Below are 13,887 nucleotides of genomic sequence, written 5' to 3'. Positions count from 1 at the left end.
CCCATGGGACACGGTCATCACCACCACCATCACGGGCATTCCCACGACCATCATCACGGGCATGACCACCGTCATCATCATGATCACAGCCATGGCCATAGTCATGGCATGGGCCACAATCATGCCCATGCGGATGCCGATCACCTGCATTCGCACGTGCACGGCACCTCGAGCCGGGAGAAGATAGAGGAAGTCAAGGTTCTGGCGACGAGTTTCGTCGACGGTTTCCGGGCGGCTGACGACAAGACCAGTTACCTGAGGCTTGCCGGCATTCCGTTCCAGCGGCCGGGCAAGGACGGGCTTACCATGAGCCTGGTCGATGCCGCTATTGCCTCCAACTGGCAGATCGGCACCGCCTCGCCGGCCTTCGCCTCACGGGAACTGGTCTACATGCCCTTCCCCGGCAACATGGTCTCCCACCGGGAAACCATGACCTTCACATACGTCTCACTCACCGAACGGGCGGACATCGACCTCGTCGACCTGCTGTCGGAACGCATCGAAAACGGAGAAACGAACCAATGAAACGCACCATCACTGCACTCTTCGCAGCTACCGCCGGAATGACCGCCGCTGCCCCGGCCTTCGCCCACCCGGGCGAACATGCCGACATTCACCTGGGCGAAGCCGCAGCACACATCCTGCATTCGCCCTTTCACCTGGCCGGCATAGCCGCAGGCACGCTGATCGTCGCCGCCATCGTCTGGAAGGTTGCGGCCAAGCGCTGAACTGACGGATCGACGAACATGAGGGGCGTCCGTCGGGCGCCCCTTATTGGCGAAGAGACGAGCGCAACGCGTAAATGTCCTCGGACGACATTTCCTTCGTCCTTAGTGCCGCTACATCGTCAGCGGCGGGATCTTCCAGATCCGCCGGACGCAATTTCTCATTGCCCCAATTAGACCGGATGTAGCCGACGACGGCCGCGATTTCCGCATCGCTCAGGAAATCGAACGGCGGCATGACATTGTCGAAGGCCTTGCCGTCAACCTCGATCTTTCCCTCGATGCCGTAAAGCGCCACGGCGGCCGGGAACGTCGGATTGAGAAACAGATCTCCGTTACCGGCAAAGGGCGGGAATTCTCCCGGCTTGCCTTTGCCGTCCTCCTGGTGGCAGGAAATGCAGGTATCGGCATAGACGGCCGCACCATCCACCGCTTCGCCGCCATCCGCGACCGATGCGGTGCCGGTGGTTTCGGCCGGGGGTTGCGGGCCGAGATAGGTTCCGAGATAATTGAGGATCCGGGAATGCTGCTCCTCCGAGATCCGCAAACCGAAATCATTCATGTTGTCGAGCACGGCCGCCCAGGCGCCCTTGCGGATACCCGCTGAATCGACGACCGATTGCAGGTCGTGGCAGGTCTGGCAATGGCCATAGACCAGCTCGCGGCCCGGTCCCTCCGGCAGGTCGAAGCGCGACCCGGCCCGACTGGCCTGGGGAGACAGCAAAACACTCACAAAACACAGACACAGGATTTGGCCCTCACGCAGCATGCGAAACTCCAGTCATTGAGGGAATGGGTAAAAAGGGGCGCCCGAAGGGGCGCCCCGCAGGTGGCAACCGTCAGACCATGACTTCCACGCGGTCGACACCGTTCCATTCGTAGCCGCGCGGGTTCCAGCGGGTCAGCCCATCCATCGGCTGCGTGCGCCCGAGCGCATCGGTCGCCCGGGACATGAGCATGTTAGAGCCGGATGCGAGCTTCGCCTTGGCCGACCAGTGATACCAGGCCCATGGGCTTTCGGCCGGCTTGATATCGGCGCTCATCCAGGTCTTGCCGCCGTCCGCGGAGACCTCGACGCTGGTGATCTTCGCGGTGCCGTCATTGAAGGCAACGCCGGTTATTTCCACGTCTCCCTTGCCCGGCTTGTCTTCCGGCAGAGGTGAAAAAATCACGCTTTTGATCTGATGGCCGTAGGTCGGACGGCTGTTGTAGATCGTGTAATCATTGGCTTCGAACTGGCCGGGTTCGACCGGTCCGAGCGGCATGCGGTAACCGACCGACTGGAACTTGCTCGGCGACTGTGCCGCGGCAAACATCAGCGCGCTCAGGAACTTCACGTTCATGTTGCCGTAGTAACCGGGAATGATCAGCCGGACCGGGCCGCCATGGACCGCCGGGATCGGTTCCCCGTTCATCTTCAGCGCGATGATGGCATTGTCGAGCGCCGGATCCGCCAGATGATAGCTCTTGGCGAAGTCGGACCCTTCCGGCGTTGCCGGCTGGTCCCAGCCCTCGGCCGTCAGCCAGATCGCCGCATCGGAGGGCAGCACCTTCTGTTCCTCGAGGAAGGACCGCAGCGGCACGCCTTCCCACTCGACATTGCCGAGTCCGCCGTTCAGCCACTGGCCGCCGGCGACCTTTTCCTTGGCTGCGTAGAAACTGCGGCCGTTGCCGGCGCATTGCAGGACGGAAACGCGCTTGACCTGCTCCATCTTCGCCAGATCGGCGAGCGACACATCGCGCGGACGGGCAACGAGGCCATCGATCCGGATCGACCAGTCCGGCCTGTCCGGCGCGGCCGTCGTCGCATACCAGGCTGCATTGCCTTCATGGGGATAGTGCAAGCGGCTGAACAGCAGTTCCTTGGGCGTGTGGTCGTATTTGCGCAGCATTGCCAGCGGCGTTTCCATAACGCCCAGCTTGGCATTGTGAATTACCATGCCGGATGCCTTGCCGGTGATGATCTCAGCGGAATCGACACCGGCCCCGGCGGCGAATGCCGGACGCAGCAGGCCCGGGCCAGCTCCCAGGGCCAAACCGGCAGCGCCGGCCAGTTTGCCGAACTCGCGGCGCGAAAAGCGTGACTGTCTCCATGGATTGGTCATATTTCTCCTCCCGATCAGGCCCGGTTGGACGGATAAACGCGTGCTGCGGCGTCAGTGGCCGCAGGACCTGACAGAAGGAAAACGTTCGGGGAGCCGGTTTTATTCCCTGGCCTTACGAATTTTTACGCATGGCAGCTTTCGGCCTGGCGCTTGTTGGCCGCCAGTTGTTCCTGCGCAGCATTGTCGAGCGGGGAATTCCGGCGCGTTGCCGCCTCGACCTTTTCGGAGATCAGCCTGAAGCGCGACTGATCCATGCCTTTGGCAAAAAGCAGATAGCCGAGATCCCTGACGCGCCAGCTATGGGTCTCGTCAGATCCCTGGACAATATCCTGCGGAGCCTTGGGGATTGCGTCGCCCTCGACGACGAAGAGGCTCAGGTGGCAGCCGTGCGTTCCCCGGTATCCGACATGGAGCATATGGCCCTCCGGCCCGTCGGCAACGGTGACGAGACCGATGGAAAGGGATGTGCTCGACAGATCCGGGACGAATGGCACCCGTCCGAAGGTCGACAAGGCCGCAAGGAGAACCGTTGGCTGGGCCTCGCCGGCAGCTGAAGCATCCGTCTGCAGCCATTGACCATGTAGCGTGCGTGCGCTTGCCAGCAACTCCGGCGGCAGAGCCTGATCGCTTTCAAGTTCCAAGGCGCCCCAGATCGCGGCAACCGCAACGGCAAGCATGGCGACGACGGCGGCAATCGACACCGGTGTCCGCCGCGAACGCATCGGCGCCGGCATGAGATCCTTCAGGTCGGCTGGCGCCTCGGGGGTCGCATTATGACTGACGCCCTTGAGCTGGTAGAGCATGGCAATCTGCTCTGCCACTTCCGCATCGTCACCTGCGGCCTCGGCCACCGCGGCGGCGGTCGTTGCGTCCAGTTCGCCGTCGACATAGGCATTCAGTGTCTGCCAATCGGGAAAATCTTGGTTCATCGACGTGTCCTGCGGCTCCGTGCCAGCGGCGTAACATTATCTTCCGCCATTGTTTTTAACAGGGCTTTACGCGCTCGCGCGATGCGACTCATTACCGTCCCTTCCGCGACGCCGAGCACATCGGCCGCCTGTCCGTAGCTGAATCCGGCAAAATCGATCAATGCAATGATTTCCCTGTGGTCGATCGACAGCCTCCCGACCGCGATGCGGACGGTGATGATGTCGATCATCTTTCTTTCGCTGCCCGAACCGCCGCTCCATTCGTCGGCAACGTCTTCGGTTCCGTCCAGAGACAGTTCCCTTCCGGCTTTCCGGTAGCGATCGACGAAGGCATTGCGCAGGATCCGGAACATCCATGCCCGGTAGGTATCCGGTCCGTCCGGCCAGCGCGCCGCAGACAGGGCATGCATGACACTCTCCTGAACGAGTTCACGCGCCTGGTCGCTGTCTTGCGACAGTGCAAACGCAAATCCATAGAGACGGTCGAGATTGCCCTCGATCCAGTCCCTGAGCGGCTGATCCACCAAGGCGTCGCCTCCCTTTCGAGCGCCGGCGGCAGGTTGGCCCTGCTCGTTTGATTAAATCATGCTGCCTCTCTGCTTCGGCGTCTGTCAATGGCGGAGGCGGAAGATCCGGCACGGTTAGACGTTGCGTCTTGTCAACGCAGTGTTGCCGCACCACGGTTATAAAGCCGAATGTATCGTTGTGTGTTGACCGACTCAGCCAAAGACAAATCCCCGTGACCGACCGTCCCGCCCTGCCTGAAAACGCCCATAGCCTGTCCGGCGCAGATGTCCTTGAAATTCTGGACGTTTCTGCGCCCGAAGGCCTGTCCGATCCGGAGGTGGCGGAAAGCCGGGCGCGCTACGGCCGGAACACCATTGAAATGCGCAAAAAGGTGCGTCCGCTCATTGTCCTGCTTCACCAGGTCAAAAGCCCGGTTGTCTATCTTCTCGGCGCGGCGGCACTGCTTGCGCTCTATTTCGGCGAATGGAGCCAGGGGGCCGCGATCCTCGTCGTCCTCGCCCTGAATTCCGCAATCGGTTTCGGGACGGAAATCAAGGCCGCCCGGTCAATCGAGGCCTTGCGAACACTCGGCACCCGGTCTGCGCGTGTTCGGCGAAACGGTCAGGTCCGCACCGTTCCTGCTGAAGACCTTGTGGTCGGAGATATTGTCCTGTTTGAAGGCGGAGACGGTGTCTCGGCCGATATCCGCCTGATCGAAGCCTCGAATATCGGCGCCGATGAGTCGGCCCTGACCGGTGAATCCGTTGCCGTCGACAAGTCGCAGGAGCCGGTGGCGGCCGACGCGCTTGTCGCCGACCGGACCTCCATGCTTTTCAAGGGCACGCTGGTCACCCGGGGCAGCGGAACCGGTGTCGTGGTTGCTGTCGGGGCGGAAACCGAACTCGGCCGCATATCCCGGCTTGCCGAGGAAGCGCAGCCGGAAGAATCCCCGCTTGAAAAAGGCCTGGCGAAGCTGTCCGGTCAACTTGTCTGGGCGACCCTCGTTCTGACCGCGCTGATTGCCGGCACGGGCATTCTGAAAGGCGGAGACATCCTGCTGATGGTCAACAGCGCCATTGCGCTGTCGGTCGCTGCAATTCCTGAAGGCCTTCCGGTGGTCGCCACGCTGACGCTTGCGCGCGGCATGTGGCGCATGGCCCGGCAGAATGCCCTGATCGAACGCCTGCCGGCGGTCGAGATCCTCGGGGCGACGACCGTGATCCTGACCGACAAGACCGGGACGCTGACGGAAAACCGGATGGCCGTCCGGCGTCTTTGGGTTCCAGCCGGTGAACTCGAACTCGACCCGATGTCCGGCGCGGCGGATACGAAAAGCCCGACCCTGGAAGACCGGCCGCAGTTCCGCCAGTTGGCGCAGGTCGCCGTTCTCTGCAACAACGCCGCTCTCGGCGAGAACGAGACCGACCACAGCGGCGACCCGATGGAGCAGGCCCTGCTGCGTCTCGGAGATCGCACCGGGCTGACGCAGAACGCCTTGTTGGACCAGCATCCGCGCGTTTGCGAACACGCATTCGATGCCTCGACGAAGATGATGGCCACCGTTCATGAGGACGGTGACGGTTATCTCTATGCCGCCAAGGGCGCGCCGGAAATGGTGTTGCGCCGGGCCGCATTCATTTCTACCGCCGACGGCGTTTCGCCCATGGACGACGCGGCACGCGCTGTCTGGTTGAAGCGCATCGAAACCCTCGGGCATCAGGGCCTGCGGGTCCTGGCCTGTGCCACCAAGACCGGACCAACCGCCGAGGAAAACCCGTATGACGGCCTCACCTTCCTCGGGCTGATCGGCCTTGAAGACCCGGCGCGGGTCGATGTCCCCGATGCCATTCGCGGCTGCCGGGAAGCCGGAATGCGGGTCGTCATGGTGACCGGCGACCATGCGGTAACAGCACGCAGCATTGCCCGGCATGTCGGATTGGGCAGCGAGACATCCAGGATGATCGACGGGCCGGAACTCTCTGGCTTGAACAAGTCCGACACAGGCAAACTGCTGGAAACGGATATTTTCTCCCGGGTCAATCCATCGGAAAAGCTCGCCCTTGTCAGGGCCTATCAGGATGCGGGAGAAATCGTGGCGATGACGGGAGACGGGGTCAATGACGCCCCTGCCCTGCGCCAGGCGGACATCGGCATTGCCATGGGCCTTCGCGGAACCGACGTCGCCCGGCAGGCGGCCGCCATGATCCTGCTCGACGATGCCTTTCCGACGATCGTGAAAGCGGTCCGCGAAGGACGCATCATATTCGGCAATATCCGCCGCTTTGCCGCCTATCTGTTGTCCTGCAACCTCAGCGAAGTCCTCGTTGTCGGCATTGCCGTCCTTTCCAACCTACCGCTCCCGATTCTGGCTTTGCAGATCCTCTATCTGAACCTTGTCACGGACGTTTTTCCCGCCTTTGCACTGGCCCTGGGTGAAGGTGAAAAAGACATCATGAACCAGCCGCCGCGCCCGCCGAAGGAACCGATCCTCGGACGGGACCAGTGGTCTGCGATCGTCGCCCAGAGCCTTGTGCTGACGGCCGGCACATTCGGGGCGCTGTTTACCGCCCAATACTGGCTCGCCCCCGACCCGGACGCACTTGTGACGATCACGTTCCTGACGCTCGCCTTTTCCCAGCTCTGGCATGTCTTCAACATGCGCCACAGGAAATCGGGGCTGTTCTTCAATGAAGTGACGCGGAACGGCTGGATCTGGGGCGCGATCGCACTTTGCAGCCTGCTGCTGATCGTTCCGGCCTATGTTCCGGCAATAGCGGACATTCTGCAGATCGTTCCCCCGGATCGCGACATGTGGCTGATCATTCTCGGCATGAGCGCGGCACCCCTCGCGGCCAATCAGATCGGTGCGCTCCTGATTGCGCAGGTCCGCCGCTGACCAACCGATGGAATTCCGGTCAGCCCGCGTCGGCGACCAGCCCCACGGCCTCGATGCCTGCAATGGCGCAGGTCTCGTCATTGTCCGAGCTGTCGCCAGTGATGCCGACCGCGCCGATGATCTTTCCTGCCTGATTGCGGGCAAGCACGCCGCCGGGCACCGGCACGAGCGATCCGTCGGAGAGCGCATTCATGGACTGGATGAAATAGGGCTGCTCTTGCGCCCGCTTGAACAGGGCGCGCGAGCCGAGACCCATGGAGATCGCGCCCCGCGCCTTGCCCTGGGCGATTTCCGGCCGCAGCGTGCTGGTTCCGTCCTGGCGGGATAGCGCCTTCAGATGACCGCCAGCATCCAGGACGGCAACGGTCAGAGGCTTGAGCCCCATTTCCGCAGCTTTGGCGAATGCGGCGGTCATGATGTCATGGGCCATGCCCTGGCTAATTTCGCTGGTCATTGGTCTTCCGTCCCGTTGATCTGTTATGCCTTGTCAGTCTGCAGCAACAGCGGCGCCGTCTATCAGCATCTGCTCGATTTCGCTCGTGCTGTAGCCCGCCTCAGCGAGGACTTCGCGCGTGTGCTGGCCGAGCAAGGGTGCGGGCCGGCGCACACCGCCCGGCGTTTCGGAGAATTTCACCGGCACCCCGATCGTCTTGACCGCTCCGGCAACCGGATGGTCTGTCTCGACGATCATCTCCCGCGCCAGCGCCTGCGGATCCTGGTGCATGTCGGAAATAGACAGGACAGGGCCGGCCGGAAAGCCACCCTGCTGCAGGAGGTCGAGCCAGTCGGCGCTCGGTTTCGTCCGGAAGATCGCGTTCAGTTCCGCTTCCAGCTCTTCCAGATGCGCCATCCGGTCGGCGTTGGCCCTGAACCGCGGATCCTCCGCCAGATGCTCCGCCTCGATCAGTTTCAACAGCCGCAGCCAGTTGGTCTGGTTGGCGGCACCGATATTGATCCAGCCGTCAGAGGTCTGGAACGCCTGATAGGGTGCGTTCAACGGATGCGCCGAGCCCATGGGTCCCGGCGAGACACTGGTCGCGAAGGCAATCGCGGACTGCCAGTAGGTATGGGTAATGCCGGCTTCGAACAGGGACGTGTCGACCTGCTGGCCTTTCCCGGTCTTCAGACGGCGGACATAGGCCGCAAGGCACCCCATCGCGCCGAGAATGCCGGCTGTAATATCGGTGACCGGCGCCCCGACCTTGACCGGTGGCCGACCATGGCCCTCGCCGGTGATAGCCATCAGCCCGGACATGCCTTGCGCGATCAGGTCGAAGCCGCCGCGGTCCGCATAGGGCCCGGTTCGGCCGAAACCGGAAATCCCGCAGTAGATCAGTCCCGGATTGAGCTCCTTCAGCGTCTCGTAGCCGAGACCGAGCTTTTCCATTGTGTCCCTGCGGTAATTCTCCACCAGGATGTCGGCATCCTTGATGAGCCGGAGCAGCGCTTCTCGGCCCTTCTCGCTCTTGAGGTTCAGAACGATATCGCGCTTGTTGCGGTTCATCATCATGAAGGCGGCGGATTCGCCCTCGATGGACGGTGGAACGCTGCGGCGGGTATCGTCGCCCGCCTCCTTTTCCACCTTGATCACCTCCGCACCCATATCCGCCAGCATCAGCCCGCAAACGGGACCTGCCATGATATGGGCAAGCTCGATCACCTTGCAGCCGTCGAGAGGCCCCTTGATATCGTCCGCCATCTCAGCGCCCCTTCCAGTCCGGACGGCGCTTGCCGAGAAAGGCTTCCAGGCCTTCGCGAAAGTCCTCGCTCATGTAGCACATCTCGATGAGATCCCTGTCTTCCAGGACCGACTGCTGCGCCTCCTTCAGCCGGCGCAGGGCTTCCTTGGTTGCGCGAAGGGTCAAAGGCGCGAAGGTCGCCATCTGGTCCGCCAGTTCTTCCGCCCGTGTCATCAGGGCATCCTGGGTCTCCAGCACTTCCGAGACGAGCCCGAGGGCGGAAGCCTCGTCCGCACCGATCAGCCGCGCGGTGAAGATTAGTTCGCGTGTCCGCCCCGCGCCGACCAGCGTCACCAGCCGCATCAGGTTGGAAGTGGACAGGCAGTTGCCGAGGGTGCGAGCGATCGGAAATCCGAATTTCAGATCCTTCGATGTCAGACGCAGATCGCAGGCAGCGGCAATGCCCGCGCCGCCTCCGGTGCACGCCCCGTGAATTGCGGCAATGGTCGGCACCGGACACCGTTCCACGGCGGTCATGACCGCGTCGATCCGTTCTTCGTAGGCCAGCGCATCCGACGGGGTCTTGAAGGCCCGGAACTGGGAAATATCGGTTCCCGCCGCGAAGGCCTTGTCCCCGGCCCCGGTGACGATGATCGCCTTGACCGAGCCGTCGGCAGGGACAGTACTGCAGACCTCCGCGAGGCGTTCGTACATGTCGAAGGTCAGCGCATTGCGCGCCTGGGGACGGTTCAGGGTGATCCGCCCGATACCGTTCTGCAGCTCGTAGATGAGTTCTTCCGATGATGTCGTCATGGGACTGCGGCCTGCCTCAGCGATAGAAATAGTCGACCAGGAACATCGGTATCGCCGGAATATAGGTGCACATCAACAAGACGGTGAGCAGAACCGCCACGAAGTAGATGTTGACCTTCGACACTTCCCAGATGTTCGCCCGGGCGATCGAGCACGAGGTGATCAGCACGCTCGCCACCGGCGGCGTCTGCTGGCCGATGGCCAGATTGAGGGTCACCACGAGACCGAAGTGGACCGGATCGATGCCAACCTGCTGTATCAGCGGAATGACGATCGGCACCACCAGGATGATGGCGGCAGCCGAGTGCAGGAAGAAGCCGATGACCAGGAAGAACACGTTCAGGATCAACAGGATCGCGTATTTATTGCTGGTGAAGGCCAGGATCTCGGCGGCGATCTGCTGCGGGATCTGGGCGCGGGTCAGGAACCCGCCCATCAGGACTGAAGCCGCAACCAGCAGCATGACGACTGCGGTCTGCATGCCGCCGTCGAGCATGGCCGCTTTCAGGCGGCGCAGGTTGACCTCGTTGTAGTAGATCCCGATCACGATCGAGGCGAGCACCGCAAGTCCGGCTGCCTCCGTCGCCGTGACGAAGCCGCCGAAAATACCGCCCAGAATGATCACCGGCAGCGCGAAGGTCGGCAGCGCATCGAGGAAGGTTGCCTTCAGCGTGGCAACGTTGAACGTATCCTCGACGGGGAAATCGTATTTGCGGGCAAAGAAATAGGCGACCCCCATCAGGCCGGCCGCCCCGAGAAGACCCGGTACGAAACCGGCCACGAACAGCTGTTCCACCGAGGTGTTGGCCGAGACCGCATAGAGGATCATCGGGATCGACGGCGGAATGATGATCGCCAGTGAGGCAGAAGACGAGGTCACGGCAGCGGCAAAGGGACCTCCATAGCCGCGCTTCTTCATCGCCGGGATCAGGATGGAGCCGATGGCCGCCACATCTGCGACGGCACTGCCCGAGATTTCGGCGAAGAACAGCGACACGCCGATGGTGACCATGGAAAGCCCGCCGCGAACGAAGCCGATGAGGGCTGCGACGAAGGCAATCAACCGGCGCGAAATGCCGGACGCATTCATGATGGCGCCGGCCAGCACGAACATCGGGATCGCGATCAGGGAGAATTTCGTCGAGCCGTCATACATGTCGAGCGCCATGGTGACGATACTGTCGGGCCCTTCGGTGACCACGAGCCCCAGCAGCGCCGACACGCCAAGCGCAACGGCAATCGGCACATTCAGGCAGATCAGCACCACCAGTGCGACAAACATCCAGAAAATCAGCATGGCTCAGGCCTCCTCGTGAATTTCGGGATGTTCAAGGGAATGTCCGGCAGCGGTTGCCTTCCAGTAGTCCGGCAAGCTGAGCAGTTCGGCGATGATGAACAGGATCGCGCCGACCGGAATGACGGATTGCGTGAACTGCACCGGCACCCAGGTCAGGGCGACGAGCGTATCGCCCTCAAGGACGTCGAGAACCTCAAGGCCGGTTTTGGCGAGCAGCACGAAGAAGCCGAGAACGAAAACCTCGGCCAGGATCACCGCCCCCATCCGGGCCGGCATGGGGATGGCGAGAAGAACGCTGTCGAAACCGATATGGCGCCGTTTCAAGGCAGCAAGGGCCGCCCCATAGTAGGTGATCCACGACAGCAGGATGGCCGCGATCTCGTCGTACCAGGAGAGCGAGTTATGCGCGAGGCGGTAGGCCACCGCGACGATGACGACAATGGTCAGTGCGACCATCAGCAAAATGGTGATCCATTCCAGGAGCCACCCGAGTAGAGACTGCAATCCCCTGAGCATGCATTGATCCGGTCGTCTTGGCATCAGGCCTCCGGTCGCCCTGCCGGTTCCGGGTGGTCGTCACGGTTGCCCGATGCAGGCATTGAATGGCGTTGTGAATGGGAGCCCGGGAGAACTCCCGGGCTCTTGCGGCTCTTTTCCCTTAAGAGCCTTTTGCCAGCGAACGGACCGTGTCGATCAGGTCCTGTCCGCCTTCGACCTCGGCTGCGAAGTCGTCGTAGATCGGCTTGGAGGCCTCGATGAAGGCCGCCTTGTCGGCCGTATTCACCTGGATACCGCCTTCCTTGAGGTTGTTCAGAAGCTCAACCTCCAAGTTGGCTGCCGTATCGTAGACGAAGGCCTGGGTTTCCTTGCCGCACTGCTCGAGACCTGCCTGGATATCCTGCGGCAACTTGGAGAAATGCTTGTCGGAAACCAGAAGATAGCCGGGCGTGTAAACGTGACCGGTAATCGACAGGTACTTCTGCACTTCCTGGAACTTCGCCGACCAGATCTGGGCGTAGGGATTTTCCTGGCCGTCGATCACGCCGGTCTGCAGGGCGGTGAAGACCTCCGAGAACGACATGGGTGTCGGGTTCGCGCCATAGAGCTTGAACATCTTCACGCGCCATGCGCCCTTCGGCGTGCGCAGCTTGATGCCTTCCAGGTCGGACGGAACGTTGATCGGGCGAACGTTGTTGGTGATGTGGCGGAAGCCGTTTTCCCAGATGGCCAGGATCCTGTAACCCTTGGCCTTCACCGCCGGCTGCAGCGTGCTGTCCAGAATGGCTGCCTCGACCCGCTTCATGTGATCGCGGTCGGAGATGATGTAGGGCATTTCAAAGACGCCGAAGACGTCCGAAACGGACGACATGACCGAAGACGGCAGGGAGAAATCGACCTGACCGAGCTTCAGTTTCTGCAGCAGTTCCTTGTCCTTGCCGAGCTGCGAGGAGCCGAAGGTCTGCACATCCACCTTGCCGGCGAGCTTTTCGTTGGCGCAGCGGGCGAATTCGTTTGCGCTGGCCTCAAACAGGGAACCGGGAGCTCCCACGTGACCGAATTTCAGTACCAGGGGATCGGCCATTGCCGGGCTTGCCAGTCCGACCGTAAGCGCCACACCTGCCAAAAACTTGCTGAGTTTCATCGTTTCCTCCCTCGATTTTCCTCTGCGTAGTCTTCTTTTTCTTGTCGTTTTTCCTTCGGTTAGCGGTTTCTTCCGCTCATTCGGCAGCCTCTCCCGCTGCCCGAACCTGTTCACGGCCTGTCAGACTGTCGAGTGCCGCCTGCGCGCCGCCGCGCCGGTACGGTATCCCGGCCAGTTCCATGCCCATTTCGACGCCGGACAAGGTGCCCATCAGCATCAGGTCGTTGAAATCTCCCAGGTGACCGATCCGGAATACCCGGTCGGCGAGCTTCGCCAGGCCATTGCCGAGCGACATGTTGAAATTCTCCAGGGTCACTTTCCGGAAATTGTCGGCGCTGTGGCCTTCGGGCACGAAGACCGCGGTCAGCGACCCGGAATAATGTTCCGGATTGGCGCACACCGTCTCCAGCCCCCAGGCGGCGACCGCCTTGCGCGCGGCCCGTCCGTGGCGCTGATGGCGGGCAAAGACATTGTCCAGGCCTTCCTCGTGCAGCATCTTCACCGCCTCGACCAGCCCGTAGAGCAGGTTGGTGGCCGGCGTATAGGGGAAATAGCCATTGGCATTCGGCCCGGCCATGTCCTCCCACGACCAGTAGGATCGGGGCAGCTTAGCCGTTTCCGAAGCCTTCAACGCTTTCGCAGAAACCGCATTGAACGACAGGCCCGGCGGCAGCATCAGCCCCTTCTGGGAGCCGCCGACCGTGACGTCCACACCCCATTCGTCATGGCGGTAGTCGATGGAGGCCAGCGACGATATGGTATCGACCATCAATAGGGCCGGATGACCGGCGGCATCGATCGCCTTGCGGATCTTCGCAATCGGGCTGACGCAGCCGGTCGAAGTTTCGTTGTGGACGACACAGACGGCCTTGATCTCATGGGCGGTATCGGCCCGCAGGCGTTCCCCGATTGCCTCCGGATCGGCACCTGCGCGCCAGTCGCTTTCGATGAATTCGGTGCGGATCCCGAGCCGCCCGGCCAGTTTGTTCCACAGCGTGGAAAAATGCCCGGTCTCGTACATGAGGACGAGATCGCCGGGCGACAGCGTGTTTACAAGAGCTGCTTCCCAGGCGCCCGTGCCGGAACCCGGGTAGATCACCACCGTGCCTTCGGTCTTGAAGATGGAGCGCATTCCATCGAGCGCCTGTTTCCCGACTTCGGCGAAGGCCGGTCCGCGGTGATCTATCGTCGGCATGTCCATGGCACGCAGAATGCGGTCCGGAACATTCGTCGGACCCGGTATCTGAAGAAAATGCCGCCCAGACGCTGCCATATCTGCCCTCCCGAGAATTTC

At 62.1% G+C, this 13,887-nt stretch carries 14 protein-coding genes; 3 read left to right on the top strand and 11 right to left on the bottom strand.

Going from position 1 to position 13,887, the window contains the following annotated elements; genetic code table 11:
• The first annotated feature begins 3 nt into the window (after positions 1–3).
• A complete protein-coding gene (locus HK439_RS04940; protein ID WP_190290278.1) occupies positions 4–525 on the top strand; it encodes a hypothetical protein in 522 nt (173 codons plus the stop codon).
• Positions 522–728 (top strand): hypothetical protein, encoded by a 207-nt coding sequence (locus HK439_RS04935; RefSeq protein WP_190290277.1) that lies wholly within the window; start codon positions 522–524, stop codon positions 726–728. Before HK439_RS04940 ends, HK439_RS04935 begins: the two co-directional genes overlap by 4 nt.
• Before the next feature lie 43 nt (positions 729–771).
• Here HK439_RS04935 and HK439_RS04930 read toward each other — a convergent pair whose 3' ends face one another.
• From HK439_RS04930 to HK439_RS04915, 4 genes are all read right to left on the bottom strand, one after another.
• A complete protein-coding gene (locus HK439_RS04930; protein ID WP_190290276.1) occupies positions 772–1,494 on the bottom strand; it encodes a c-type cytochrome in 723 nt (240 codons plus the stop codon).
• A 70-nt stretch (positions 1,495–1,564) separates the two neighbouring features.
• The gene (locus HK439_RS04925; RefSeq protein ID WP_190290275.1) at positions 1,565–2,830 is read right to left on the bottom strand and encodes a sulfite oxidase; all 1,266 of its coding nucleotides are present in this window, start codon (positions 2,828–2,830) and stop codon (positions 1,565–1,567) included.
• A gap of 122 nt (positions 2,831–2,952) precedes the next feature.
• A complete protein-coding gene (locus HK439_RS04920; RefSeq protein WP_190290274.1) occupies positions 2,953–3,759 on the bottom strand; it encodes a hypothetical protein in 807 nt (268 codons plus the stop codon).
• Positions 3,756–4,283: an RNA polymerase sigma factor gene (locus HK439_RS04915; RefSeq protein WP_328804111.1), complete on the bottom strand. Its 528-nt coding sequence runs from the start codon at positions 4,281–4,283 to the stop codon at positions 3,756–3,758. Before HK439_RS04915 ends, HK439_RS04920 begins: the two co-directional genes overlap by 4 nt.
• A gap of 215 nt (positions 4,284–4,498) precedes the next feature.
• On the opposite strand from HK439_RS04915, the gene HK439_RS04910 reads away from it, so the two are divergent.
• Positions 4,499–7,162, top strand: coding sequence for a cation-transporting P-type ATPase (locus HK439_RS04910; RefSeq protein WP_328804105.1), 2,664 nt, complete (start codon positions 4,499–4,501; stop codon positions 7,160–7,162).
• Positions 7,163–7,181: 19 nt separating this feature from the next.
• Here HK439_RS04910 and HK439_RS04905 read toward each other — a convergent pair whose 3' ends face one another.
• The 7 genes from HK439_RS04905 to HK439_RS04875 all read right to left on the bottom strand — a co-directional run bounded on the left by HK439_RS04905 (position 7,182) and on the right by HK439_RS04875 (position 13,866).
• Complete coding sequence (locus HK439_RS04905; protein ID WP_190290271.1) at positions 7,182–7,616, bottom strand: GlcG/HbpS family heme-binding protein; 435 nt, start codon at positions 7,614–7,616, stop codon at positions 7,182–7,184.
• Positions 7,617–7,649: 33 nt separating this feature from the next.
• A complete protein-coding gene (locus HK439_RS04900) occupies positions 7,650–8,861 on the bottom strand; it encodes a CaiB/BaiF CoA transferase family protein (RefSeq protein WP_190290270.1) in 1,212 nt (403 codons plus the stop codon).
• Position 8,862: 1 nt separating this feature from the next.
• Entirely contained in the window at positions 8,863–9,654 is a 792-nt protein-coding gene (locus HK439_RS04895) for an enoyl-CoA hydratase/isomerase family protein (RefSeq protein WP_190290269.1), read from the bottom strand.
• 16 nt (positions 9,655–9,670) lie between these two features.
• Entirely contained in the window at positions 9,671–10,951 is a 1,281-nt protein-coding gene (locus HK439_RS04890) for a TRAP transporter large permease (RefSeq protein WP_190290268.1), read from the bottom strand.
• Between the two features lie 3 nt (positions 10,952–10,954).
• Entirely contained in the window at positions 10,955–11,467 is a 513-nt protein-coding gene (locus HK439_RS04885; protein WP_190290267.1) for a TRAP transporter small permease, read from the bottom strand.
• A 142-nt stretch (positions 11,468–11,609) separates the two neighbouring features.
• Positions 11,610–12,593, bottom strand: coding sequence for a TRAP transporter substrate-binding protein (locus HK439_RS04880; protein WP_209011571.1), 984 nt, complete (start codon positions 12,591–12,593; stop codon positions 11,610–11,612).
• A gap of 76 nt (positions 12,594–12,669) precedes the next feature.
• Positions 12,670–13,866, bottom strand: a complete 1,197-nt coding sequence (locus tag HK439_RS04875; protein ID WP_190290266.1) for a pyridoxal-phosphate-dependent aminotransferase family protein — start codon at positions 13,864–13,866, stop codon at positions 12,670–12,672.
• Positions 13,867–13,887: the final 21 nt, after the last annotated feature.

The organism is Roseibium aggregatum (genome assembly GCF_014692675.1).
Lineage (GTDB): Bacteria > Pseudomonadota > Alphaproteobacteria > Rhizobiales > Stappiaceae > Roseibium > Roseibium aggregatum_C.
The sequence above is the reverse complement of the archived record's forward strand: the minus strand, read 5'-3'. Positions and strand labels throughout refer to the sequence as shown.